At 61.9% G+C, this 25,925-nt stretch carries 24 protein-coding genes; 15 read left to right on the plus strand and 9 right to left on the minus strand.

Going from position 1 to position 25,925, the window contains the following annotated elements; translation table 11 throughout:
• Positions 1-106: 106 nt before the first annotated feature.
• Both C8K18_RS29920 and C8K18_RS29925 read left to right on the plus strand, forming a co-directional pair.
• Complete coding sequence (locus tag C8K18_RS29920; RefSeq protein WP_006049123.1) at positions 107-1,528, plus strand: aspartate aminotransferase family protein; 1,422 nt, start codon at positions 107-109, stop codon at positions 1,526-1,528.
• A 53-nt stretch (positions 1,529-1,581) separates the two neighbouring features.
• Positions 1,582-2,079 (plus strand): Lrp/AsnC family transcriptional regulator, encoded by a 498-nt coding sequence (locus tag C8K18_RS29925; RefSeq protein ID WP_006049122.1) that lies wholly within the window; start codon positions 1,582-1,584, stop codon positions 2,077-2,079.
• A gap of 17 nt (positions 2,080-2,096) precedes the next feature.
• On the opposite strand, the gene C8K18_RS29930 is transcribed toward C8K18_RS29925, so the two are convergent.
• Positions 2,097-3,020, minus strand: coding sequence for a LysR substrate-binding domain-containing protein (locus C8K18_RS29930; protein WP_029966558.1), 924 nt, complete (start codon positions 3,018-3,020; stop codon positions 2,097-2,099).
• Positions 3,021-3,165: 145 nt separating this feature from the next.
• Between C8K18_RS29930 and C8K18_RS29935 the strand changes: the two genes are divergently transcribed.
• From C8K18_RS29935 to C8K18_RS29960, 6 genes are all read left to right on the plus strand, one after another.
• Positions 3,166-4,248 carry a tartrate dehydrogenase gene (locus C8K18_RS29935; protein ID WP_107710772.1) on the plus strand — a complete coding sequence of 361 codons (1,083 nt, stop codon included), beginning with the start codon at positions 3,166-3,168 and terminating at the stop codon, positions 4,246-4,248.
• A 2-nt stretch (positions 4,249-4,250) separates the two neighbouring features.
• Positions 4,251-5,234, plus strand: a complete 984-nt coding sequence (locus C8K18_RS29940) for a succinylglutamate desuccinylase/aspartoacylase family protein (RefSeq protein ID WP_375135825.1) — start codon at positions 4,251-4,253, stop codon at positions 5,232-5,234.
• Between the two features lie 40 nt (positions 5,235-5,274).
• On the plus strand, positions 5,275-5,619 hold the full coding sequence (locus C8K18_RS29945) for a cupin domain-containing protein (RefSeq protein ID WP_107710739.1): 345 nt from the start codon (positions 5,275-5,277) through the stop codon (positions 5,617-5,619).
• A gap of 321 nt (positions 5,620-5,940) precedes the next feature.
• A complete protein-coding gene (locus tag C8K18_RS29950) occupies positions 5,941-7,299 on the plus strand; it encodes an MFS transporter (protein ID WP_053859589.1) in 1,359 nt (452 codons plus the stop codon).
• A gap of 156 nt (positions 7,300-7,455) precedes the next feature.
• Positions 7,456-7,650 carry a hypothetical protein gene (locus C8K18_RS29955; RefSeq protein ID WP_107710740.1) on the plus strand — a complete coding sequence of 65 codons (195 nt, stop codon included), beginning with the start codon at positions 7,456-7,458 and terminating at the stop codon, positions 7,648-7,650.
• Between the two features lie 85 nt (positions 7,651-7,735).
• Positions 7,736-8,065 carry a hypothetical protein gene (locus C8K18_RS29960; protein WP_006049114.1) on the plus strand — a complete coding sequence of 110 codons (330 nt, stop codon included), beginning with the start codon at positions 7,736-7,738 and terminating at the stop codon, positions 8,063-8,065.
• 28 nt (positions 8,066-8,093) lie between these two features.
• On the opposite strand, the gene C8K18_RS29965 is transcribed toward C8K18_RS29960, so the two are convergent.
• From C8K18_RS29965 to C8K18_RS29990, 6 genes are all read right to left on the minus strand, one after another.
• Positions 8,094-9,257: an arabinogalactan endo-1,4-beta-galactosidase gene (locus C8K18_RS29965; RefSeq protein ID WP_107710741.1), complete on the minus strand. Its 1,164-nt coding sequence runs from the start codon at positions 9,255-9,257 to the stop codon at positions 8,094-8,096.
• Between the two features lie 95 nt (positions 9,258-9,352).
• Positions 9,353-11,317: a beta-galactosidase gene (locus C8K18_RS29970; protein WP_107710742.1), complete on the minus strand. Its 1,965-nt coding sequence runs from the start codon at positions 11,315-11,317 to the stop codon at positions 9,353-9,355.
• A 36-nt stretch (positions 11,318-11,353) separates the two neighbouring features.
• Positions 11,354-12,205: a carbohydrate ABC transporter permease gene (locus C8K18_RS29975; RefSeq protein ID WP_006049111.1), complete on the minus strand. Its 852-nt coding sequence runs from the start codon at positions 12,203-12,205 to the stop codon at positions 11,354-11,356.
• An 18-nt stretch (positions 12,206-12,223) separates the two neighbouring features.
• Complete coding sequence (locus C8K18_RS29980; RefSeq protein WP_107710743.1) at positions 12,224-13,129, minus strand: carbohydrate ABC transporter permease; 906 nt, start codon at positions 13,127-13,129, stop codon at positions 12,224-12,226.
• Between the two features lie 63 nt (positions 13,130-13,192).
• Positions 13,193-14,446: an ABC transporter substrate-binding protein gene (locus tag C8K18_RS29985; protein ID WP_029966569.1), complete on the minus strand. Its 1,254-nt coding sequence runs from the start codon at positions 14,444-14,446 to the stop codon at positions 13,193-13,195.
• 127 nt (positions 14,447-14,573) lie between these two features.
• Entirely contained in the window at positions 14,574-15,713 is a 1,140-nt protein-coding gene (locus tag C8K18_RS29990; protein WP_107710744.1) for an ABC transporter ATP-binding protein, read from the minus strand.
• Between the two features lie 250 nt (positions 15,714-15,963).
• Here C8K18_RS29990 and C8K18_RS29995 point away from each other — a divergent pair, with 250 nt between their 5' ends.
• Complete coding sequence (locus tag C8K18_RS29995) at positions 15,964-16,980, plus strand: LacI family DNA-binding transcriptional regulator (protein WP_107710745.1); 1,017 nt, start codon at positions 15,964-15,966, stop codon at positions 16,978-16,980.
• Between the two features lie 298 nt (positions 16,981-17,278).
• Positions 17,279-18,751: an NAD-dependent succinate-semialdehyde dehydrogenase gene (locus tag C8K18_RS30000; RefSeq protein ID WP_029966575.1), complete on the plus strand. Its 1,473-nt coding sequence runs from the start codon at positions 17,279-17,281 to the stop codon at positions 18,749-18,751.
• 32 nt (positions 18,752-18,783) lie between these two features.
• Here the strand turns inward: C8K18_RS30000 and C8K18_RS30005 are convergent, their stop codons facing one another.
• Together C8K18_RS30005 and C8K18_RS30010 are read right to left on the minus strand one after the other, a co-directional pair.
• A complete protein-coding gene (locus tag C8K18_RS30005) occupies positions 18,784-19,788 on the minus strand; it encodes an ABC transporter substrate-binding protein (protein WP_107710746.1) in 1,005 nt (334 codons plus the stop codon).
• A gap of 127 nt (positions 19,789-19,915) precedes the next feature.
• A complete protein-coding gene (locus C8K18_RS30010) occupies positions 19,916-21,385 on the minus strand; it encodes an esterase-like activity of phytase family protein (RefSeq protein ID WP_107710773.1) in 1,470 nt (489 codons plus the stop codon).
• Between the two features lie 1,046 nt (positions 21,386-22,431).
• On the opposite strand from C8K18_RS30010, the gene C8K18_RS30020 reads away from it, so the two are divergent.
• The 5 genes from C8K18_RS30020 to cpaB all read left to right on the plus strand — a co-directional run bounded on the left by C8K18_RS30020 (position 22,432) and on the right by cpaB (position 25,911).
• The gene (locus tag C8K18_RS30020; RefSeq protein ID WP_006049101.1) at positions 22,432-22,605 is read left to right on the plus strand and encodes a Flp family type IVb pilin; all 174 of its coding nucleotides are present in this window, start codon (positions 22,432-22,434) and stop codon (positions 22,603-22,605) included.
• A gap of 114 nt (positions 22,606-22,719) precedes the next feature.
• Positions 22,720-22,902: a Flp family type IVb pilin gene (locus C8K18_RS30025; RefSeq protein WP_006049100.1), complete on the plus strand. Its 183-nt coding sequence runs from the start codon at positions 22,720-22,722 to the stop codon at positions 22,900-22,902.
• 86 nt (positions 22,903-22,988) lie between these two features.
• On the plus strand, positions 22,989-23,522 hold the full coding sequence (locus C8K18_RS30030) for a prepilin peptidase (RefSeq protein ID WP_107710748.1): 534 nt from the start codon (positions 22,989-22,991) through the stop codon (positions 23,520-23,522).
• 116 nt (positions 23,523-23,638) lie between these two features.
• Positions 23,639-25,039, plus strand: coding sequence for an ATPase (locus C8K18_RS30035; protein ID WP_107710749.1), 1,401 nt, complete (start codon positions 23,639-23,641; stop codon positions 25,037-25,039).
• A gap of 35 nt (positions 25,040-25,074) precedes the next feature.
• Positions 25,075-25,911 (plus strand): Flp pilus assembly protein CpaB, encoded by an 837-nt coding sequence (cpaB, locus tag C8K18_RS30040; protein WP_006049097.1) that lies wholly within the window; start codon positions 25,075-25,077, stop codon positions 25,909-25,911.
• Positions 25,912-25,925 lie beyond the last annotated feature (14 nt).

Raw genomic sequence — 25,925 nt, forward strand, 5'->3', positions numbered from 1 at the left:
AAAACGCGTCGCGCGCGCTTTTCAGGCAATTGTTTAGGTAAGCGGACCATCGCCGTGGATCAGTAGTATGGAACCGTCAACAGCCCTTTCGCGACGAGAACCCACCATGCCGATCCAATCGCTCATTGAAGCCGACCGCCAGCACCTGATCCATCCTGTCATCAACTACCGTGCGCACGAGGCGCGCGGCGTCACGGTGCTCGAATCCGCGAGCGGCGCCTTTCTGCGCGACGCGGCGGGCAACGAACTGCTCGACGCCTTCTCCGGCTTGTGGTGCGTGAACGTGGGCTACGGCCAGCAGAGCATTGTCGAGGCGGCCACCGCGCAGATGCAGAAACTGCCCTACGCGACGAGCTATTTCCATTTCGGCTGCGAGCCGGCTATCGAACTCGCGCAAAAACTCGCGCAGGTCGCGCCGGCTTCGCTGCAACACGTGTACTTCACGCTCGGCGGCTCGGACGCGGTCGACTCGGCGATCCGCTTCATCACACATTACTTCAATGCGACGGGCCGTCCGTCGAAGAAGCACATCATCGCGCTGCAACGCGGCTATCACGGCTCGTCGAGCATGGGCGCGGGGCTGACCGCGCTGCCCGCGTTCCACCGCAACTTCGATCTGCCGCTGCCGAACCAGCATCACCTGCCGTCGCCGTATGCGTACCGCAATAATTTCGCCGACGACGCCGCGTTGATCGCCGCCTCCGTCGCCGCGCTCGAAGCGAAGGTGGCGGAACTCGGCGCGGATAACGTCGCCGCGTTTTTCTGCGAACCGATTCAGGGCTCGGGCGGCGTGATCGTGCCGCCGGTCGGCTGGCTGAAGGCGATGCGCGAGCGTTGCCGCAAGCTCGGCATTCTGTTTGTCGCCGACGAAGTCATCACCGGCTTTGGCCGCACCGGCCCGCTGTTCGCATGTCAGGGCGAGAACGTCGAGCCGGATCTGATGACGGTCGCCAAGGGTTTGACCGCCGGCTACGCGCCGATGGGCGCCGTGCTGATGTCTGACGAAATCTATCAGGGCATCGCCGATGGCGACGCCGAGGCGATTGTCGGCCACGGTCATACGTATTCGGCGCACCCGGTGAGCGCGGCGATCGGTCTGGAAGTGCTGCGCCTTTATCACGAAGGCGGCTTGCTGGCGAACGGCGTCGCGCGCGCGCCGCGTTTCGCGCGCGGCCTTGATGCATTGCTCGCGCATCCGCTCGTGGGCGATTCGCGTCACCGCGGCCTGCTCGGCGCGCTCGAACTCGTCACCGACAAGGACACCAAGGCGCAGTTCGACCCCGCGCTGAAACTGTCGGAGCGCATTGCCGTCGCGGCCTATGAAAACCGCCTGATTTTCCGTGCGTTCGGCGACAATATTCTCGGCTTTGCGCCCGCGCTTTCGTACACGGAATCGGACTTCGACCTGATGTTCGAGCGGCTCGAGAAAACCCTGGACGACGTGCTTGCACAAGCCGACGTGCGGGCCGCGCTGCGCGGCAAAACCACGGCTAAGCACCAGGCCAAAAGTACCGCCGCTGCATGCTAGAGTAGAGGGCCGCCTGAGTCCCTTTTCTCAACCGCCGGAGCCACAACGTTACGATGAGCAGCGACTGCAAGCTAGACCGTATCGACCTGCGCATACTTTCGCAGTTGCAAAAGAAAGGCCGTATCACCAACGTCGAGCTTGCCGATGCGGTCGGCCTTTCGCCGAGCCCCTGCCTGATTCGCGTCAAGCGGCTGGAAAAGGCCGGCTACATCGTCGGCTATGGCGCGCAGATCCAGCTCGAAAAGCTCGGTGACGTGCAGATCGTTTTCACCGAAGTCACGCTCGCCGATCATCGGCGGGAAGACTTCGTGAAGTTCGTGAATGCGATTCGCGACGTGGACGAAATCGTCGAATGCCATCTGGCGAGCGGCGGCTACGATTACCTGCTGAAGTTCGTCACGCGCAGCGTGAGCCATTATCAGAGCATTATTGAAGGCTTACTGGAACGCGACATCGGCATCGAAAAGTACTTTAGCTACGTGATCATCAAGTCGCCGTTCGTGAAGAGCCACTATCCGCTCGAAACGCTGTTCTCGCAGAATCACCACTAAGCAGTAACCACTAACGGCTAGGCGGTGTCGTCCGGCGGGTTCCACTGCGCGAATTCTTCGCTGAGAAAGTCCACGCAAACCCGCACTTTCGCCGACTGCGCGAGTCGCGCCGGATACACCGCCCACAGGTTCGCCGGCTGCGTCACCTCCGGCAACACCTGCTGCAACTGGCCGCTTTCCAGCAGCGGCCGCACGTCCCACATCGAACGCAGCACGATGCCGCGCCCGGCCAACGCCCATTGCACCGCGACCTCGCCGTGATTGGTCGACAACGGTCCCGTGACCTTGATCGACGCCGCCTCGCCGCGCACGGTCAAACGCCACAAACCGAACGGATGATCGCGCTCCTTGATCGCGAGGCACGCATGCGCCGACAGATCCGCCAGTTGACGCGGCGCGCCTTCTCGCGCGAGATAATCGGGCGACGCGCACAGCACGCGATGATTCGACGCGAGCCGCCGCGCGATCAGATGCGGCGCGATGTCGTCGCCGATGCGAATGTCCAGATCGAAACCTTCGCCGGCGACATCGACGAGACGGTCGAACAGATCGAGCCGCACGCTCAATTGCGGATAACGTTCGGAAAAGCGCGCAAGCGCGGGCGCGACGAAGCGCCGGCCGAAACCGAAGCTGCTCGAAATGCGCAGCTTGCCGCCCGGAATGCGGCGCGTGGTGGACACGTCTTCAACGAGCTGATCGACGTCGTCGAGAATTTTTTCGGCCCACGTGTAGACGCGCTCGCCCGCCTCGGTGATCGCGACGCGGCGCGTGGACCGGTGCAGCAGGCGCGTGCCGAGCGTAGTCTCGAGCACGTTGATACGCTTGCTGACATACGCCGCGGACACCGACAGCGATTCGGCCGCCGCGCTGAAACTGGCTTTGCGCGCGACTTCGCAAAACACGCGCAGGTCGCCGAGATCGGGTGACGGGACGGCGTTCATAGGTCTCTCGATGAGGCTCTGTGGCGTTCCGCTTTGTACACGAATCGTGCACAGTGGCTTAACTAAAGCGACCATTTTATGGCCAAACAGCAGGAATAAAATAACTGTTATCGGATCGGTACAAGCCCTAATGGAGGAGCACAGCATGTCGAAGAAATATCGGATCGCAGTCATTCCCGGCGACGGCATCGGCGTCGAAGTCATGCCCGAGGCGCTGCGCGTGCTCGACGCGGTGAAGACGCGCTTTGGTCTCGAGCTCGAGTATCAGCACATCGAGTGGGCGAGCTGCGACTACTACGCGAAGCACGGCCAGATGATGCCGGACGACTGGAAAGCGCAACTGCAATCGGCCGACGCCATTCTGTTCGGCGCAGTGGGCTGGCCCGACACCGTGCCCGACCACGTTTCGCTGTGGGGATCGCTGCTCAAATTCCGCCGCGAATTCGATCAGTACATCAACCTGCGTCCGGCGCGCCTCTTTGCCGGCGTGCCTTCGCCGCTCGCGGGCCGCAAGGCGGGCGACATCGACTTCTGGATCGTGCGCGAGAACACCGAGGGCGAGTATTCGTCGGTGGGCGGCGTGATGTTCGAAGGCACCGAGCGCGAGTTCGTGTTGCAGGAATCGGTATTCACGCGCCACGGCAGCGAGCGCGTGCTGAAGTTCGCGTTCGATCTCGCGCAGCGCCGCGAGCGCAAGAAGATCACCGTCGCGACCAAGAGCAACGGCATCGCGATCAGCATGCCGTGGTGGGACAAATGCGCGGCCGGCATCGCCGCGCAATATCCCGATGTGACGTGGGACAAGCAGCACATCGACATTCTGTGCGCGCGCTTCGTGCTGAATCCCGATCGCTTCGACGTGGTGGTCGCGACCAATCTGTTCGGCGACATTCTTTCCGACCTCGGCCCTGCATGTACCGGCACGATCGGCCTCGCGCCGTCGGGCAATCTGAATCCGGACCGCAAGTTTCCATCGTTGTTCGAGCCGGTGCACGGCTCGGCGCCGGACATCGCCGGCAAGAACATTGCGAATCCCATTGCGATGATCTGGTCCGCCGCGATGATGCTCGACTTCCTCGGCAACCACGAAGGCAAGGAGCGCGACGCGCACGACGCGATTCTGGCCGCCATCGAAGCAACGCTCGTTGAAGGCCCGCATACTGGCGACCTGGGCGGCAAGGCGAACACCACGCAAGTCGGCGAGGCGATTGCGGCGAGGCTCGGCTGAACATGGAAACCTATCCGATCGAAGTCGCGTTTCCCGATATTTCGGTGCACGAACAATCTGCGTCGGGCATTGCCTACGTTCACACGTTCGACTCCGGCGTGGACGGTCCGCATGTCATGATCAATGCGCTCACGCACGGCAATGAAGTGTGCGGCGCGATCGTCGTGGATGAACTCTTGCGCCTGAAGCTGCGCCCGCGCCGCGGACGGCTCACGCTCGCGTTCGCCAATGTCGATGCCTACCGGAGCTTCGATCCCGCGAAGCCGGACGCGGCCCGTTTCGTCGATCAGGACTTCAACCGCGTGTGGACCGCGGCGGTGCTGGACGATGCCGCGCGCAACTCGAGCGAACTCGCGCGCGCACGGGCGATGCGGCCGGTGATCGACAGCGTTGACGCGCTGCTCGATCTTCATTCGATGCACGAAAAAAGCAAGCCGCTGATCGTGGCCGGGCCGCTGCAAAAAGGCATCGACCTCGCCGTGCAGCTCGGCACGCCTGCTACCGTGATCTGCGACGAAGGCCATCCCGAAGGCCGCCGCATGCGCGACTACGAAGGCTTCGGCGACCCGGCGAGCGCAAAGAACGCGTTGCTGATCGAATGCGGGCAACACTGGGAGGCGAGCGCCGTCGCAGTGGCGCGCGACACCACCGCGCGGTTTTTGCTGCTTGCCGGCGTGATCGACCAAAGCGATCTGCCGCCGGACTGGCTCGCGCCGTTACCGCCCGTGCAGCACATCGTGCGCGTGACGCAACCGGTCGTCGCGACAAGCATGGATTTTCGTTTTGCCGGTCCTTATACCGGGCTCGAAATCTTTCCCGAAGCCGGCGCCGTGATCGGCTGGTCGAACGGCGAAGCCGTCGCCACGCCTTACGACAACTGCATGCTCGTGATGCCCTCGTTGCGGCAATTGCGCCCCGGCGTCACCGTCGTACGACTCGGCAAGGTCGAGCAGACCGTTGCGAACTCATCAACCCGCAGCCTGTGAGCAGGCTGCGTGCATCCATCGGATAAAGGCGCTGAAAGCCATGAAGGTTCAACAAATCAAACAGAGCGTGACTCTGCCGAATCTCGAAGATTGGGGCACGGCCGGCTTGCCGGGCACCACGCCGATCCGCGTGTCGGGTGTGCAGCGCGTACTCAATAGCGCCGAGGCGATCGACACCGGCATCTTCGAATGCTCGGCCGGCACGTATCGCCGCTCGGTGAAGCAGGCGGAGGTGATGCACATTCTCGCCGGACGCGGACGCTTTACGCCGGACAATGAAGAGACGGTCCATTTCGCGGGCGGCGACACGCTATTTTTCGAAGCGAATACTGAGGGTCTCTGGGAAGTCGAGGAGACCATGCGCAAGGTGTACGTCATTCTCTGATTTAAACCGCTGTATCTGATCTTCAGTCTTACCCGGCGCGCGCGAGCGCGCGCCGCGGCTGCCTCGCCCTTCCCCATTGTCCTTTCGACGCCGACCGGCCACAGTGTCGGGTAATCCCGCGTTGACCCGTCGTCGGGAAATTCCTTACAGTGTCGCTTGTTCGCTGAGAGAATCACAGTTCTATATACGAACAAATCAAAACTCATGGCGACAGGCACACCGTCCGCATACCATGCATGAATGAAGCGGACCGTGCGACGCGCATCGTAAGGTAAGACAAGGCTCGCTCCGACGAGCCTTTTTGCAGTCAGGAGACCCATCATGAATCGCAGCGACGCTGTGAACGTTCAGACCTTCCTCAACGAGCATCCGTTTTCGCCGTTCCAGTGGCTGGTCTTTGCCATGTGTTTCGTGATCGTCCTGCTGGATGGTTTCGACACGGCCGCCATCGGCTTCATCGCGCCGTCGTTGCTCGCGGAATGGGGCATCACCAAACCGGCGCTCGCTCCCGTGCTGAGCGCGGCGCTGTTCGGCCTCGCGTGCGGCGCACTGGCCTCCGGGCCGCTGTCCGACCGGCTCGGGCGGCGCTCGATGCTGCTCGGCTCGGTGCTGCTGTTCGGCGCCGCGTGCCTCGGCTCGGCGTTCTCGACGAGCATCGAATATCTGACGGTGCTGCGGTTCGTTACCGGCGTCGGCCTCGGCGCGGCCATGCCGAACGCGGTCACGATGATGGGCGAATACTGCCCGGACAGCCGCCGCGCGACGATCATCAATCTGATGTTTTGCGGCTTTCCGCTCGGTGCGGCATTCGGCGGCTTCCTCGCCGCGTGGATGATTCCGCACTTCGGCTGGCGCAGCGTGCTGCTGCTCGGCGGCATCGCACCGCTCGTGCTCTTCGTGCTGTTGCTGATCAGGATGCCGGAATCGGTGCGCTACATGGTCGCCAACAATCAGCCGGTCGCGCGCATTCGCGCGGCGCTCGGGCGCGTCTCCAGCACGGCCGCCGACGCGGAAGCGTTCACGATGACCGAGACCGCGCCGGCAACCGGCGGCAAGGGCGTGGCTGTCGTGCTGTCGCGCGCGTACATCGTCGGCTCGGTAATGCTGTGGATCACCTACTTCATGGGCCTCGTGATTTTCTACGCGTCGATCAACTGGATGCCGATTCTGCTGAAGGACGCCGGCCTCACGCCGCAACGCGCGACGCTCATTTCCGCGTTGTTCCCGCTGGGCGGCGTGGGCGCCGTGGTGTGCGGCGTGCTGATGGACCGCTTCAACGCGAACCGGATCATCGCGGCCTGCTATGCGCTGACCGCCGTGAGCGTGTACTTCATCGGCCAGGCGGCGGGCAATGTCGGCGCGCTCGTGTTCATCGTGTTCGTCGCGGGCGTGCTGATGAACACCGCGCAATCGTCGATGCCCGCGCTCGCCGCCGCGTTCTACCCGACGCAAGGCCGCGGCACGGGCGTCGCGTGGATGCTCGGCATTGGACGTTTCGGCGGCATTGCGGGCTCGTTCCTCGTGGCCGAACTGACACGCCGTCACTTCACGTTCGCCGGCATCTTTGCGACGATCGCGGTCGCCGGCATCATCGCGTGCATCGCGTTGCTGATCAAGCAGATGGCGCGGCCGTATGTAGCGAACGCGCCGGTGTCGAAGGCGGAATCGTTTGGGCATTGATTGAGGAGCCCAGCGCGCGAGAGCGCGTGCCGGTTTGCTTGCTTCGAGTTTGTTCAAAGCCGCCTTTCGAGGCGGCTTTTTATTTGCAGGTTCAACGTGCGTGAGCGGGCTCGCGGTTTGCTGAAATCATATGGACTCTCTTTTGGAGCGCACGTCATGAACCTGAATCCGATTGCCAATACGCTGCCTGCTCGCCACATTCTGTCGATGATGACAGCCGCCGAATCCGACCCGCCCGCCGGCGAAAACGACGACGACCTCGACGACGAACTCGATGAAACCGGCGCCGTCACGAACAGAAGCAACGGCAAAAGCGGGACGAACACCGAAGCCGAGCCCGACAAGAAATAGCAGCAGCCAGCGACGAATCGACGCGGGCAGCTATCGCTTGCTCGCGCGTAAACTGCGGGCTTTGCGCCCAACAGGATTCGTCGTCATGAAACGCGTAGTCGTATCGGCATTGCTTGCAACGTGTCTCGCACAAGCGGCGACTCAGGCCGCGGCACAAACGGTCAGCAATCAATGCTTTGCAATCGGCGATATTGCCGGTCAAGTGGCGTCATGGCGCGCGCACAAAAAGACCAAAGCGCAGGCGCTCGATCAAGCCGCAAAGTACTATCGCGACGATGCGGACCGCCAGACCTTCGCCGCGATCATCGAGAAGATCTATGCACCGAACGCGCCGCGCATGACGCCGGATCAGGCCAGCATGGCGTTCACATCCGACTGCGTCAAGGCGCGCACGCAGCAGACGTCAGCGCGCTAACGTCTGCCGTGGGTGGCTCGATCAACGTTTAAAGTTTGCGAAACGCATCCAGCGAACTCAGCACGTTGCCGTGAAAATCGAACAACGTGTTGTTGTCCCACTGATCGCCCGCGCCGACTTTCCAGCCGACATTCGGCGTCGGAATCCATTCCGGCTCCCACCAAAACACGCCTTTGCCGTGGCCGTCGGGTATTGCCTTCACGATGTCCGCAACAGCCGCAAGAAACTGCGCCTGGCCCGCGGGCGTTTGCGGGAAAGTCGTTGAACCCGTGTTAGTCATCGCATTCGGCTCGGAGTCGCCGTCGCTCGTCGTCCACGGATACGCGGTCTCCACCACCATCACGTCCTTGCCGTAGCGCGTCGCGAGATCGTTCGCATTGGTTTGCAGATCGCTCAGCGCGCCCTGCCATTGCGGGTAATACGACAAGCCGATCATGTCGAAGCTCACGCCTCGCTGGATCGCGCTGTCGAACCACCAGCGGCTCGTCGCGTTGTTGCCGCCGCTGTCGATATGCAGCATGACCTTGATGCGCTCATCGACCGATTTGACCGCATCATGCCCGGCCTTCAGCAATTGCGCGAGGTTGTCCCACTGATCGTATTTGCCGAGCGGCCACAGCATGCCGCCGGTGATCTCATTGCCCACCTGCACCCACTCGGGACGAACGCCGTCGCGCTTGAGCATATTGAGTACATTCGACGTGTACTCGGACAGCAATGCACAAGTCTCCGTAATGTTCTTGCCGGCCCACGCATGCGGCGGGTACTGCTTGCCCGGATCGGCCCACCAGTCGCTATAGTGAAAGTCGATCAGGATGCGCATGCCGAGCGCCGCGGCACGCCGCGCCAGCACACGCACATGCTCCGCGTTGTTGTAACCGGCGCGCGGGCTTTGATCGGCGGGAAAATAGTTCGGATTGCCAGGATCATTCCAGACCTTGATGCGAATGGAGTCGACGCCGTGACTCCTCAGAAGCAGCAGACAGTCGTGCGGCACGCCATGATCGTAGAACTTCGCGCCGTTCGCTTCGAGTTCGAGCAGCGTGGAAACGTCCGCGCCCTTTGCAAACCGGCCGCTACGTGAAACCGTTTTGACGTCGTCAGCGGCCATTGCCGGCGTGCCGATCATCGAACCCGCGCCGACCGCTGCCGCCGCGGACGCGAGCCATCCCAGCATTTCTCTTCTGTTCATCTGTCATCCTCCATCTATCGAATGGCGACTCGTCCTGGCTCGCCTGGTTCAGATTGAAGCTGCTCAATGCCACTACTGACTTGCTGCTCGGTACTTCATGCGTCTTTCCATGCGCAGACATCGCCGGTGCCTAGTTGCGGCTGTCCAAGCACGAACGTTGCATTGGCCGGTGCGGGGACCTGCACCTGCTGCGCGCCGAAGTTGAACGCGAACGTCAAATCCGCACGACGCCGAATGCGCAAGCCCTCCGGCAGCAATTGCGTCGCAATGCCGGCTTCTTGCGCCGCCCGCTGCAATACCGCGCGATGCAATTCGTGCGAAAGCCAGGCCGCCACGTAACGAACGCGCCCATGAGTGAGAATGGCGGGCCACGTGTCCGCGAACTGCGCATCGACGCGCGTTCCTCCATTGGCGCGCACATGCTCGCGCCAATGCATTGCGATACCGTCGACACCATCAATAGAAACAGCGGGTGCGAGCGATGCACGCAGCGACTCGACTTCGAGTACTTGCATCGGCAGTACACGTTGCAGCGCGCCGGGCGGCAGTTCTTGTGGAATTGCAAACGCCTCGGACTTTGAGCCACTGCGCGGCCCGAATACCCATTGCGCGGAACCACGCTCGATTTGCGCGACCAACGCATCGTCGATCACAGCGAGACTCGGCACGACCACGAGCCGGTATGACGACAGATCGGCCTTACTGGAAACAATGTCCACGTCGAGCCCAAGTTCGCGCAGCGACTCGTAGTAGTCGAACACGAGCGCCTGATAATCGAAGCCCTTGCCGTGACGCTGAATCTCGAACATCCACTGCGTTTCGTAATCGAATACGATTGCAGTCGCCGCACGCGCGGGAGCGTCCAGTCGTGCGAACTCCGGGATAGAAGCAATCTCACGCGCCGCCTGTTGCACTTCCAAACCACCGGGCGACAACTCGTTATTCGGCAGATTGAGGCCCGAATGCATCTGCTCCTGTGCATACGGGCACTGACGCCAACGGAAATACGACACCAGTTCGGCACCGTGCGCGAACGCCTCATAGGCCCAGAGTCTGACCATGCCTTTCGCGGGCACCGGATTCCACGGCGCCCAGTTCACAGGACCCGCCTGCTGCTCCATCACCCAGAAACGCCCGCGTCCGATTGCACGGTAACGGTCGTGATCGAATGCGGATACATCGGGATGCGCGGTGCGCGCGTAACGCGCTTTCTGCTCTTCAGGCAACGCAATCGATTCGGTGCGCGCAATCGGATAGCTGTCCCACGCGGCGACATCGAGTGAATTGTTTTCGGTGAAACGATAGTGATCGAACGTGGTGAAGAAGCCCATGAAGTTATGCAGTACATCGGCCGTAGGTGCATAACGGCGCAATACATCGACTTGCTCGCGATGAAAACTCGCCACTTCGTCGGACATGAAACGGCGAAAGTCGAGCAGATGAATCGGGTTCGCGTCCGTCGGCGTGAGATTCGGCAATTCGATTGCTTCGAACGACGCGTACTCCATGCTCCAGAACACGTTGCCCCATTCACGGTTGAGCGCATCGACCGTTTGATAGCGTCGACGCAGCCATGCATGAAAGCGCTTTAAAGCAGCCGGCGAATAGCTCGGCACGGTTTCATGACAACCAAGTTCGTTATCGGTTTGCCACGCAATGATCGACGCATGCCGTCCGTAACGCTCCGCCATTGCACTGACAATACGCGAGCACTCTCGCCGATAAATCTCACTGCAAACATCGTAATGACGGCGGGAGCCGAAATTCCAGTGCGTGCCGTCGGCGCGCACAGGCAACACGTCCGGATGCGCATCGATCAACCACTTCGGCGGCGACGCGGTAGGTGTGCCGAGCACGAGTTTCAGTCCGGCATTCGCGAGCGTGGCGACCGCTTCGTCGAGCCATTCCCATACGAATTCGCCCGCGCGCGGTTCCATCCGGCTCCACGCGAATTCAGCGATACGTACATGGGTGATGCCGAGTTCGACCATACGCTTCGCGTCGTCGGCCCACATCGTGCGCGGCCATTGTTCGGGGTAGTAGCAAACACCAAGTTGCATGTGAAAGTCTCTTTATGAGTGACGTCGAATAGCCGGTTAGCCCTTGCTTGCACCAAAAGTCAGGCCGGCGACGAAATGCTTTTGCATCGCGAAGAACATCAATACGGAAGGCAATGCGGCAAGTACTGAGCCGGCCGCGACCAGATTCCATGCGGTCGTCCATTGCCCCTTGAGCGCGGCGACGCCGACAGTGATCGGCGCGGCTTCATCGCCTTGTGTGAGACATAGCGCCCAGAAGTAGTCGTTCCAGACGAACGTGAACACGAGAATGCCGAGTGCGGCGAGCGCGGGACGAATCAGCGGCAACACAATGCGCCAGTAGATCGCCCATTCGCTCGCGCCTTCCACTCGTGCGGCCTCGATCATTTCAAACGGCAACTGCTTGATGAAATTGCGCAGAAAGAGCGTGCAAAAGCCGGTCTGAAATGAAACGTGAAAGATCACGAGCGCCCATACGCTATTGAAGAGGCCGAACTTCAGGGCCATGTCGCGCACCGGAATCATCAGGATCTGGATCGGTACGAAATTGCCGGCGACGAAGCCGAACAGGATCACGGTATTGCCGGGGAAACGATAGGTGGCCAATGCAAAGCCCGCCATCGACGCCAGCACGATCGCACCGAGTACTGAAGGCACCGTAATGAGCACGCTGTTCGCGAAGTAATGCAGCATCGGCGTTTGCGTAAGCGCGGTGCCGTAGTTTTCGATCAGCGCAAAGTGTTTGGGCCAGGTCCAGTACTCGCCTTGCGAGAGTTCGTCGGAAGAACGAATCGACGTGACGAGTACAGCAAGCATCGGCAATAGCCAGATCAGCAATGCAATCGGCAAAGACGCTTTATATAGCCTGCGATTGAGGGGTTTCCAGCGCTGTACGGGAAGTGGATACATGACGCGTGGCTCCGGTAATCAACGTTCTTCGCGCAGCATGCGGCGCAAATGGAACACGATGTAGACGAGCATGATGGCGAACAGCACGACGGCAATCGCCGCGGAATAGCCTTCGCGGTAGTACTTGATCGCCTGGTCGTACATGTAATAGGCGAGCACGGTTGAACTGTCGAAAGGACCGCCGCCGCTCATCACCGCAATTAGGTCGAAGCTGCGCAGCGCGCCGATTACCGTCAACACCACCGCCATGAAAGTGGCAGGCCGCAATTGCGGCAAAATCACGTGCCACAAAAGACGCAATCCTTTTGCGCCTTCCATGCGCGCGGCCTCCACTACTTCCGGGTTAATGCCGGTGAGACCGGTGAGATACAGCACCATGCAAAACGGCGTTTGCGGCCACAACGCGGCGAAGATAATGCCGAACGTCACGGTCTTCGGATCGCCGAGCACAGGAATGCCGTGACCGACAATCAGTCGCAGCAGGCCGAAGCCTGGGTCGTAGAACCAGCTAAACACGAGACCGACTACCACGCCCGACAGCACGAACGGCGCGAAGAAAAGCGACTTCACGACACGCATGCCGCGAATGTGCTGATTCAGATAAAGCGCGAACAACAGGCCGAACGGCGGGGCCAGCAGAAATAGCGCGAGCCATAGCAAGTTGTTCTTTAGCGCCGTATAGAAGGTATCCGCGTGGAATAACTCGACGTAGTTGTCGAAGCCGGCGAAGGTCTTCGGCGTCATGCCGTCCCAGTGATAAAAGCTGAGCGAGATGCTGCTGATAATCGGATAAATCACGCATAGACAGAACAACGCGCAGCCCGGCAACAGGAACAGCAATGCGGCGCGATGCTGATGACGGCGCGTCGTGGAGACGTGACGATGCTGGGCCGCGGGTAGGCGGCGCGCTGCGGAATGAGACATGGATCGGGCCTCGTCGAAAGTCGAAGGCGTACGCCGGCGCCGCATGGCGCCGGTGCGGTGGACTTACTTCTTGTAGATACGCTTGCGCGTCGTTTCGAGGCGCGCGAGTATCGCGTCGAGTTGCGACGGATCGCTGTAGAACTGCTGCATCGCTTTCATCCCCTCGTCGGCCATTTCTTTTTGCATGTCGCGATCGTAGAACTGTGCAATGCCGCCCTTCGTATTCGCGAGCGTCTGAAAGCCAACTTTGGAAATTGGATCTTCCGGCTCCGCTGCCTGACTATTCGAAGGCAACTGGCCCCAGCCGCGCGCGAGATCCGCATTGATCTGCGGCTGCTCCATGAAGGCGAGCAGTTTGCGTGCGTCGGTCTTGTTCTTCGCTTTTGCCGGAATCAACAGTACATTGACGGGACCGTCTTCGGCCATTGGCACATTCGCGTCGATCACGGGGAAACGGAAAAAGCCCGTTTGCGGCTTCACGGATGCGGGAATGCTCGCCGAGAAGAATGTGCCCATCAACATCATCGAGGCTTTGCCGCTCACGAGAAACGGTGCAATGGAATCGAGATCATAGGAGAGTGCGTTGTCGATGTAGTAGTGATCGTCGATCAAGGTTTTCCACGCGGTGTAGACCTTTTTCACGCGCGCGTCCGTGTACGGAATCTCGCCCGCCATCAGCTTCTGATGAAACTCGTTGCCGTTGATGCGCAAATCCAGATAGTCGAACCATGCGGCGAGTGTCCAGCTATCGCGAGCAGCGACTGCAATAGGTGCGACGCCACTGGCCTTCAGCTTTTTGCAGGCATCGAGAAATTCATCCCATGTCTTCGGCTCGCTTTTAACGCCCGCCTTCTCGAACAGATCCTTGCGATAGAAGAAGCCATACGCGTCATAGCCGAGCGGCGCCGCGTACTGCTTGCCCTTATAGGTCGATGCTTCCTTCACCGACGCATATTGCTGGGACCAGCCGTTCTTGTTCCAGTCCGGCGTGAGATCTTCCAGCAGGCCGCGCTGCGCGTAATAGGCCATGCGCTCGCCGTCATGCCAGGACACGACATCCGGCGGATCGGTCGCGAGCCAGCCGCCCATCTGCACCTTGTACGCTTCCTCGGTGATGTAAGTCACTTTCAGATCGACATCGGGATTGGCTTTCTTGAACTTGTCGAACGCGTCCTGCCATGTCGAGCGCTGATTGCCGCGCGCCGACACATTGACGGTGAGCGTAGCGGCGTCGGCTGTCACGTAGCCGAGCGTGCCGGCAACGAGCGCGGCTGCAACCGACACGCGCGCTAGACGGCGAAGGCGTAGAGCAATCATCTTTTGTCTCCTTGACTACCTTGTTGGCTGGCAGCGATTCACTGCCAACGTGGTGAACCGCTCTATGGCGGCATCCTGCTTTAAAAAATCGACTACTGTTCGGGGCAAAACATGGATCGCGGCCCGTTCACGCGGCAATGCGCTCAGGGTCGAACGTGCTACGGCGCAGCGCGACACCTTGCGCGTCGAACAGATGACACGCCTGAGGCGGCACGTGAACGCGAATGTGCTCGCCGGAACCGATCGGCGTATCGCCCGGCGCCTTCGCGACAAGCGAGCCGCCTGCATGATCCGCGTGAATGTAGCTGTGTTCGCCGAGTCGTTCCGACAAAACGGTTGCGCACTCAATGAACTGCTCGTTGCCATCGAGACGCAGATGCTCGGGGCGCACGCCAAGCGTGACCGGCTGGCCGCGCTGCAGGCGACGGCCATCCACGTAAGCGGTCAACTGCTCGTCTTGTCGAGCGAGTGTCACCGACACTTTGCCTGGTTCTATCGAGTCGACGACACCGTCGATAAAGTTCATCCGCGGCGAGCCGATAAAGCCCGCGACGAACCGCGAATTCGGGTGGTGGTACAACTCGAGCGGCGCGCCGCTTTGCGCGATGCTGCCGAAGCGCTCGGCATCCGCGCCCGCATGCAGCAGCACGATTCTGTCCGCGAGGGTCATCGCTTCGACCTGATCGTGCGTGACGTACACGACGCTCGCGTCCGCAAACCGCTGATGCAGGCGCGCAATCTCAACACGCGTTTGCCCACGCAATGCGGCGTCGAGATTGGACAGCGGTTCGTCGAAGAGAAACACACCCGGCTCGCGCACGATCGCGCGGCCAATCGCAACGCGCTGACGCTGGCCGCCGGACAGCGCTTTCGGATAGCGGTCAAGCAAGCTGTCGAGTTGCAGAATGCGCGCAGCTTCGCGGACCTTGCTGTCGATCACGCTCTTCGGCTGCTTCGCGAGCTTGAGACCGAACGCCATGTTGTCGAACACCGTTATGTGCGGGAACAGCGCGTAGCTCTGGAACACCATCGCCACTCCGCGGCCGGCTGCGGGCACGTCGTTCATCAGACGGCCGCCGATGCGCAGCTCGCCCGCGCTGAGATCCTCGAGACCCGCGATCATGCGCAGCAACGTCGACTTCCCGCAGCCCGACGGGCCGAGAAACACGCAGAACTCGTGCTGCGCGACTTCGAGGTTGACGCGCCGGATCACCGGCGCGTGGTCGCCGTATGCCTTCTCCACGTCGGTTAAACGAATCGTAGCCATCTTGTCTCCTCTTCATTTAACCGCTTAAATCGCGCGAAAAAAAAGTTCGCCGGGTCTTGCGCAGGCGGCATTTAATCGCTTAAATTCGAGGTCGAGCGGGAAAGCCATTTGACTGTCTCCTTGTTCACCGCGGTTCGTGTGGAAGGCGGCGCTGCGGTTATCGAAGTTGTGTTTTCCAGCAAGTTATCAACGTCGCTCCCTGCTTGCAACATTTGAAGCGCGCTCCCTGAATTTGGGATAAACGAGAAAAATGGTCACCCTGTCCGAAGTCGCGAAGCGCGCGCACGTCACTGCCGCGACGGTCTCCAACGTGTTGCGCAACCGCGAGAAGGTGCGTCCGGAAACAGCGGAGCGCGTGCTGAAGGCCATCGCGGATCTCGGCTACCGGCCGAATCTGAACGCCCGCGCGTTGGCCGAGGGCCGTTCGTCGACGCTCGCGTTGATGCTGTCGAACATCTCGAACCCGTTCTACCCCGAGTTCGTGCTGGCCGCCGAACGTGCGGCGCGCAAAGCCGGCCATTTCCTGATGGTCTGCAATACCGACGACGACGCCGAGATAGGCCGCGCGTATCTGAACCAGATCGCGGGCACGTTGGCGGACGGCGTGCTCGTCATGAACACGGACATCGCGATCAACGACTTGTGCGCGTCGGCCACGCATAGCGCGCCGATCCTGCTGGCGATGTGGGAGCACCCCGAGACGCCGCCCGCGCTGCCGTGCATTGCCGTGGATTTCGCGCGCGCCGGCGAACTCGCCGCGCAGCATTTGCTGGAACTGGGCCATCGCGAAGTCGGGCTGCTGGTCGGCGACGGTTGCGGCGGCTTGCAGGACGCGCGCTCCAATGGTTTTCGCGCGACGATGCGCGCCGCCGGCGTGGAAGCGGACACGGCCGCGGTACTGCAGGTGCGCGACTCGATCGACGCCGGCTACACCGCGTGCATGCAGTTGATGGCCGTGCGGCCGTTCGTCACCGCGATCTTCGCGACCAACGACCTGCTCGCGATCGGCGCGGCGCAGGCCTTGATCACGCTCGGGCGCGCGGTGCCCGACGACGTGTCGGTTATCGGCATCACCGACATTCAACTCGCGCATCAGGTGCACCCCGCGCTGACCACCGTCGCGATCCAAACGGCGCAGATCGCGGAGTTATCGATCAACAGTTTGATCCGCCTGATCCAGACACCCGAGCGGCAACCGCCGATGGTGCTCGGCCCGCCGCCTCAACTCGTCGTGCGCGCGTCGACAGGACCGCGCCGCAGCCGCTGATTGCAACGCTCCTTGCAGCGCTCTTTGCAACGCTCCTTGCAACGCTCTTTGCAGCGCTCTTTGCAACGCTCGCCTCCAACGGCGGGCAACGCATTCAGCAGAAAATGCTGTAGCGGCCTGAAAAAAACCATACGCACACCGTGGGCCGCTTTTTGAGGCGATTCATTGATCGCGCGACACGCGTAGCATCGATCTATCGCATCGCCGTGCATGACCGCATGCATGCCGCCGCGCCGCCCGGCGCAATGGCGAAAAACGCACGCCCGATTCCGTCAAAAGGCCACCAAGGAGCAACGCAATGTCTCTCGCATTGACGCGCAATGAACTGATCCGTCCGCTGAATTTTATCGACGGCAAATGGATCGCCGCCGCGAACGGCGCGCGCTTTCCCGTCACCAATCCTGCGACGGGCGAGACGATCGTCGAGGTCGCGAACAGCAGTGCCGCGGATGCGCGCGCCGCCACCGACGCAGCCGCTCGCGCGCTGCCCGCGTGGCGCGACACGCTGCCGCGCGAGCGCGCGGAGATTCTGCGCCGCTGGCATGCGCTGATCGTCGCGAACACCGAAGATCTCGCGAAGCTGATGTCGACGGAACAAGGCAAGCCGCTCGCGGAAAGCCGCGGCGAAGTCGCTTACGGTGCGTCGTACGTCGCGTGGTTCGCCGACGAAGCCACGCGCATCTACGGCGACATCATTCCGCAGCAGCAGCGCGGCAAGCGCATGAGCGCGGTGAAGGAGCCGATCGGCATCGTGGCCGCCATCACGCCGTGGAATTTCCCGCTCGCGATGATCGCGCGCAAGATCGCGCCCGCGCTCGCGGCCGGTTGCACGGTGATTGCCAAGCCCGCCGAAGACACGCCGCTGACCGCGCTTGCACTCGCCGCGCTCGCGCAGGAAGCCGGCGTGCCCGACGGCGTGCTGAACATGCTGTCGGCTTCGCGCGAACAAGGCATTGAAGCCGTGGCCGACTGGCTCGCCGATGCCCGCGTACGCAAGATCACGTTCACCGGTTCGACGCCGGTCGGTAAGCATCTTGCGCGCGAGTCCGCGGCCACGTTGAAGAAGCTGTCGCTCGAACTGGGCGGCAACGCACCCTTCATCGTATTCGACGATGCGGACCTCGACGCGGCCGTCGCGGGACTGATGGCCGCCAAGTTTCGCAACGGCGGACAGACCTGTGTATGCCCGAATCGCGTCTACGTGCAGGCCGGCGTTTATGAACGTTTCGCCGATCTGCTCGCCAAACGCGTTGGGGCGCTGAAGGTTGCGCCCGCAACGGACGCCGGCGCGCAAATCGGCCCGATGATCAACGAGCGCGCGATCGACAAAATCGCGCGTCACGTAGAAGACGCCGTAAAACAAGGGGCAAACGTGTTGACGGGCGGCAAGCGCCTGACCGAGCTGGGCCCGAATTACTATGCGCCCACCGTGCTGACCAACGCGCAGGACGACATGCTGGTGTGCTGCGAAGAGACCTTTGGACCGGTCGCGCCGCTGTTCCGCTTCAACGACGAAGCCGAAGCGATCCGTCTCGCAAACGACACGCCGTTCGGTCTTGCCGCTTACTTCTATACGCAGGACGTGCGGCGCATCAACCGCGTGGCCGCGCGGCTCGAAGCAGGCGTGATCGGCATCAACGAGGGCGCGGTGTCGAGCGAAGCCGCGCCGTTCGGCGGCGTGAAGGAATCGGGCTATGGCCGCGAAGGCTCGAAGTATGGACTCGACGATTATCTGTCGATCAAGTACTTGTGTCAGGGCGGCCTCGATTGATAGACCTCGATTAATAAGCCTCGCGTAATGCGTCAGCCGGTGGCCGACTGCGCAATGCGCGTCTCGGAGATCGCGCGGACGTCGATGCGGCGCGGCAAGATCGCGTCGCGGTTCGCACTGTCGGCCACTTTCTGAAGCGCGGCGATATCCGCATCGCTGACGAAATGCTGCTTGAGCGACGCGCGGCGCGTGATGGTTCTCGCCGCATCGAGCGGAGAGCGCGTCAGCGTTGCATAGATCTGCGCGTAGGCGTCCGGGTTCGCAAGCGCCCACTCGCCCGCGCGTTGCAGTCTCAACAGAACGTCGGCGATTGCCGCGCGCTTGCGCGTGTCGGCAAGCGACGCGCCCGATGCGGTGATAAAACCGAGTCCGCTATTGATGCCCGTGCCGTCGCGCAAGATGCGCGCGCCGCGTTGCACGGCGATGCCGTAGTACGGATCGAACGTCGCCCACGCTTCGATCGCGCCTGACGCGAACGCCGCGAAGCCATCCACCGGCAAGATGAAGCGCACGGTCACGTCGTCTTTCGACAAGCCTGCTTCAGCAAGCGCGCCGTATAGCTGGAATTGCGAAATGCTGCCGCGCGCCGACGAGACGAACACGCTACGCCCTTTCAGTTGCGCGACGCTGCGTATCGTCGAATCCGGCGCGATCAGAATGCCGAGTTGTGCGCCGGAGCCCACGCGCGTCGCTACGATTTTCAACGTTGGGTCGCCGACCGCTGCGGCGAGCACGGGCAAATCACCTGCGGGCGCGAGATCGACGGCGCCCGCGCGTTGCGCTTCGAAGAGCGGCGCCGCGCCCTGAAAATTAGCCCATCGATACGCATACGGCGCACCGTCGAGCACCTTGGCGGCCTCCACAAGCGCACGCGTGCCGCCGGCCTGGTCGCCGAGTACGAGCGTGGTCGACGCGAGGTCCGCGGCCTGCGCAGAATGCGATTGAAAGAGGCTCGCCGCGGCGAATGCGGGCGCGGCGCCGAGCAGCCTGAGTGCGCGCCGCCGCGTTGAAAACGATGTGGGAACAGACACTGCGATAAGCCCTCGCGTTCGGTTGATGCGTCAGCGTACCGAGCCGCGAGAGCCAAGGGAATGAAGCGATTTTTATAACGTTATCTAGCGACGCTCTTTAGCGTCGACGGACGCGCCACGCGCGCCCATTGCGTTAATGATCGTCGTCGTCGTGCTCGGCTTCGCACACATGCTCATCGTGACCGCGCCCTTTGCCCGCCGCAGCGCCCGTCAGTTTTTGCGCGACGTAGGCCGGCAGATCGCTCGCGTCCCATGCGAAGACGAAGAACTGATTCGGATTGGCAATGCCCGCCGGATGATTCGAATCGGTGACCGTGCCGATAAAGTCGTTGTCGTTAGCGATAAAAAGCGTGTGCTTCTTAACGCCGCCGACCACGACGTCCGGCCCGAATGCGAGCCCTTCGAGCTTCGCGGGAATGTCGTTCGCGCTGTAGCCGTGCGCAGTCAGTTGCGCGACGACATCGAGGAACAGCGTTTTTTGCACCGCATACGGCGCGAGCCCGGCTTGCCCGCTCGTGTTGCTCACGTCCTGCGCGTTCGCCAGATCGATATGGAAAACACGCTTGAAAACAGCGGTCGAATTGTCGCCGAGACCCTTGCCGTCACGCTCGTCCACCAGCAGTTCATGATCGTTCACGGCGACCACGTCGCTGATTGTCGGATACTTCGGTTTCGCGCTCGTGCCGATGTTCGTGAGCGGATACGCGAACTGCGTGGTTTTACCGCTGCGCACGTCGATCCTCACGATGCGCGTGAACGCGCCGTCCGTGCCGCCGTCCTGAATCAACGGGCTTTGCATCGCGCCGAACAGCGTCTTGCCGTCGGGCGAAATGGCGAGACCTTCCATGCCTTTGTTCGCGACGCGCCCCGTCGTGTTCTGCGCAATTTCATTGCTGCCGATCGGGCTCAGCGTGGACACCGCAAACGTGTCGGGCAGCGTGTAGGTGTCGATGCGCCGGCCACTGCGCCGATCGAAACGATAGACGTACGGACCGTATTCGTCGGAGATGAACACGCTCTCGCCGTCATTGCTCACGCGCACGCTTTCGGGATCGAAGCGCGCGTCGCGGTCGTTGGTGGACAGACGCGTGAGATCGAAATTATCCGAACGGCCGGTGAAGTAGTACGTGTGGTTACGGCTGTTGAGCGCGGGCGCGCCATCGGGCACACCCGCGGCGGCGCCCGTGCCATAGACCAGTTTGTCCGACGTATGCAGGAGCGTCGTGGCGATCAGCTTCGGCGCGAGCGAATACGGCAAGGCGGAGCCCGCTGCGTTGTGCTGCAGACGCAGGCGCAAGGTCTGGAAACGGTTGATGTACGACGCCGTGTCGTCGATGGCCGCGTTATACGACACCGCGTTCGGCCCGCGATCGGGCACCGCGACGAACGTATGGCAGCCCGCGTACGCAATGCCCGAACCGAGGCCGCCGAGCAGATTGCCCGCCACGCCGTTCTCCAGCGGCGCCGCCGTTTCCTTCGACAAGTCGCCGGTGAGGCCGCTCAACTGACCGACCGCAATGAGGTCGACCGCGGCGTGTGCGGCCGTCGCGAATAGAAGCGACGAAGCGATTGCCGTCAGTGCAAACAGTCTTGAACGAGACACGATGTCATCCTTAATGGAATGCTTGTTGTAGACGTGTCTGGCGCCGGGCCTCATCCAGAAACTTGCCGGCATGGATGTTCGCAAAACGAGAGGAATAGCCGGCGCGCAGCCGTTGGCCGAGGGATGGCCGTCGGCAATATTGCGCGACGTATGTGACGCAACGGTGACGCAGCAGTGACGCAACGGTGACCGCATGTGTTGTATGTGCGTGCTGCAGTCCACATGCAAAACCGCCAGCAGGTCGCGATGAATGCCGCTTTCGGCTACCTGCGTTTCAGGCTTGCAACGAATCGGTCCGAAGCGAGCCGAAAAAACCGCCGCAAATTAACGGCAGCATTCGCTTTCGGCTCACCTGGGTTAAATCCCTAAGTCTGGGTTTGAAGTCATGCCCATAGCCGACGAGCGCCATATTCCGCAGCGGCAACGATGACCTGCCGATGATGCAGTTCTGAGCCAAGTCGGTCAAATTTCCGCGGGCTGTCATTCGAAAGAAGGCGCTTGTCGGGCTACAAGTCCGATGGCTCCGTGAACCTGACGACGCTGGCCTACTCCTTGCCTTTACCTTTTCACGCAGCCGGCGACATGACACATGACCAGGTCGATGCCGTCGGGGGCTTCTCCGATACATGCCCGCCAACGGCACGGAGAAGAACAATCCGGCTGCGAAAGAAGAAAACAAGGAGTAGTGGAAGATGCACTCTTTCATTCGGATTCAAACGCGGTTGCAAACGCGGTTGCAGACGCGGTTGCAGACGCGCTTGCGGTACGCAGTGCGTTTTGCGCAGCGCCTGATGGCGCTGCATGCCGAAGCGCTCTTCGACGCGATGTTCCCCGCTCTGGCTTGCCGCCAGCTCATCCCGCTGCGTGTCACGCAGCACCATCCTTTGCACACGAATCGCAGCGAGCCGCTTATGGCTCCTGCCCGGCCGCGCTCTCACGGGGCGTCCGCGCGCCATTTCCTGTAGCACCCTGTAGTCAAGCAGCACGCAGTACCCACCGTCGTCATCTGATGACACTTAAGTTAGCCATCCTAAGGGAGATAAACCATGAAATCCATCATCAACAGCACGAAAGCATTCATTCGCGACGAAGACGGCGTGACCGCCATCGAGTACGGCCTGATGGCCGCCCTGATTGCAACGGCAATTCTCGCCGGCTACACCACGCTCGCCAATGCAGTCAGCGCCAAGTTCACCGCAATCGCGGGGAAGCTGGCTTAACCCCGAGCGATGCGACAGACGACTTGGGCCTGCCTGCCCGTCTGTCGCATCACGGCTTTTTGCAACACGCTGCAGCGCTCAACACGCCGTGGCAAGTTCAAATGGAGAGTAATGATGCAATCGTTCATCAACAGCACTGGTGCATTCATTCGCGATGAAGACGGCGTAACCGCCATCGAGTATGGCCTGATGGCCGCACTGATCGCGACGGCAATCCTCGCAGGGTACTCGACCCTCGCGACGGCGGTCAGCGACAAATTCACTGCTATCGCTGGGCACGTGACCTCAGGAACCTGAGAGGAACGGCGGGCGAACCGCCACGCTGGTTCGCCCGCCGCATCCGCGCTTGTCCTGACCGCTGCCCACACCAACGAGGCCTTGTCATGCTCATTGCCGCAACTGCACCACTACCGCCGATCATTCCGTGCGTCATTGCACTGGTGATCGCTGCCGCAAGCACAGACATCCAGTGCCGCCGCATTCCCAACGTACTGGTCGGCGCCGGTCTGCTCGGCGCGCTGCTTGTGCAGTGCTGGCTGCAAGGATTCGCGGGCGGCGTTGTGGCATGGCTGGCGGGCGCTGTCGTCGGACTGCTTCTGTTCCTGCCGCTCTATCTGCTGCGCGGAATGGCTGCGGGAGACGTCAAGCTGCTCGCGATGGTAGGCGCATGGATCGGACCCCTACTGGTTTTTGAGGCCGCACTGGCGACATGTCTGATTGGTGGCGTGTGGCTGCTGGCACTGACTGCGCGACGCCGACAGTTCAAGAAGGCGCTGGGGAACGTGTTGAGCCTGGTCCATCCGGCGATGCGCGGCGGCGGTGTCGCTTCGATCGACTCTGTTGGATCCGTGCCGTACGGAGTCGCGATTGCGACAGGAACCGTAGTCGTGCTGCTCGCGACGGCGGCACAGCTGTAGAACGAAACGTAGAACAAAACGCACAACGAAAGTAAGCCGGCCACATGCGATCCGGCTATCAGAATCACATACCGTGCCGCACCGAAATCGGTGGCGCTGCACCCGGGGAGCGACAGATGGACCAGCACAGCACACAGCAGTCCAAGGCAGAGGGCACGACATACCTCGATGATTCTGCCGCAACGGGCGCCAACCGGGCGCAAACGCCGGCACTTCCGCTACGCGCGCCGCGCACTGTCGCGGACACCGGCCTGCCCCCGCTTTTCATCGCGCATCTGCTACTCAAATCGATTCTGCAGAACGGCAAATCGTCGCTGGGCGATCTCATCGCGAGACACCGTCTGACGGCCGCGGTACTCGACGAAACGATTGGCTTTCTCGTGCGCGAGCATCTCGTCGAGATCGCGCATCGCGGCGCGGCCGATGTCGATATGCATCTGCGCCTCACCGAAGGCGGCCGCGAACTCGCCGCTCACGAAGCGCGCCGCTCGACGTATTGCGGCCCCGCACCGGTCTCGCTCGAAGCGTATATGAGCGTGATCGGCGCGTACTCGGTGAAGCGCATCCACGTCGCGCAATCGGACGTGCGCGCGGCTTTCGCAGACTTCATCGGCGATATGTCGCTGCTCGATTCGGCAGTGGCCGCGTTGAATGCCGGGCGGCCCGTCATGCTGTACGGCCCGGCGGGCAGCGGCAAAACCTATCTCGCCGAACGCCTCGGCAGCTTGCTGCGAGGCGCGGTGCCCGTGCCTTACGCGCTTTATGTCGCCGGCGACGTGATCCAGTTGCACGACCCGCTGATTCACAAGGACGCGGAACCCGGCGCGCTGCCCGCCGCGACGGATCGACGCTGGCGCGTGTGCGAACGGCCTATGGTGATGTCCGGCGGCGAACTGACATTGGCGATGCTCGATCTTCAGTACAACGCCAATAGCGGCTTCTATCAGGCGCCGCCGCATATGAAGGCCAACATGGGCCTCTATGTCGTCGACGACCTCGGCCGTCAGCGCGTCGCGCCAGGCGAACTGCTCAACCGCTGGATCACGCCGCTCGACCGCGGCGTCGATCAGTTCGCGCTGCAATCCGGCGCGCGCTTCGTGAGCGCATTCGACGTGTGGCCCGTCTTCTCGACCAACCTCACGCCCGCCGAACTGAACGACAACGCGTTCCTGCGCAGGCTCGGCTCGAAGATCCATATCGGCGCGCTCAGCGCTGAAGACTATCGACGCCTCTTCGAAACGCAATGCGCGGCGCTCGGTATCGAGATCGCGCCCGGCGCATTCGAGTATCTGCTGCATCAATTGCATCTGCGCAATCGCACGCCGTTTCTCGCGTGTTATCCGGCGGACCTGCTCGGCGTACTGCGCTCGTTCGCGCTGTATCACGGCGACGTGCCGGCCGTCACCGAGTATCAGCTGACGCATGCATGGCACAGCTACTTCGGCAGCGCGCCGGAGCTTGACCAGACGTATTCCTCACACAGCGGGCAATCCGACAAACGATTTGCCGGCGCTTGATCCGCAGCCGCCTAGCACCTGAAAGGAGTCTCACCATGAAAACCAGTCGCGCAATTGTGATGTTAGGGATGGCCTTGCTCGCGGGGCTCGCCGCTGTCGGCTTCGCGTCGCGATGGCTGTTGCAGACGTCGTCGTCGGCTCTGACGCCCGTTGCCGTCGCGACCGCCGAGGTGAGCCTCGGCCAGCCGCTCAATTCGACCATGATCCGCACGGTGAACTGGCCCACCGCGAGCGTGCCGCCCGGCGCGTTCAAGGACCCGAAGGCGCTGGATGGACGCGTCGTGCGCGCGAGCCTCGAACCGGGCGAACCGGTGATCGAGTCGAAGCTCGCACCGCAAGGCACGAAGGGCGGGCTGTCGGCGGTTATCGGCGAAGGCAAGCGCGCGATCACGGTGCGCGTGAACGATGTTGTCGGCGTGGCGGGTTTTGCGCTGCCCGGCAACTACGTCGACGTGATCGTCAACACTCAGGAACCCGAAGCAAAGACGGCCGATCCGCAGCAAAGCATTTCGAAGATCGTCCTCGAAAAGATTCTGGTGCTAGCGGTTGCGCAGCAAGTTAGCCGCGACGACACGCAGCCCAAAGTGGTCAACGCGGTCACGCTCGAAGTCACGCCGGACCAGGCGGAGAAGCTCGACCTCGCGCGCAGTGTCGGCAGCCTGTCGCTCGTGCTGCGCAATCAGATCGACGACCGCGCGTTGCCCACCGGCGGCGCGACCAAGTTCACGCTGCTCGGCAAGCCCGCTGCACCGGCATCGGCACCGGTTGTCGCGGCGGCGCCCACACGCGTGAAATACACGGCGCGGCCGGCGCCGAAGCGCGACTGCGTCGGCGTACTGTCGGGCACGCAAGGCAGTCAGGAATGCTTTTAATTACACACACCATC

Source organism: Paraburkholderia sp. GV068 (assembly GCF_003058125.1).
GTDB lineage: Bacteria > Pseudomonadota > Gammaproteobacteria > Burkholderiales > Burkholderiaceae > Paraburkholderia > Paraburkholderia graminis.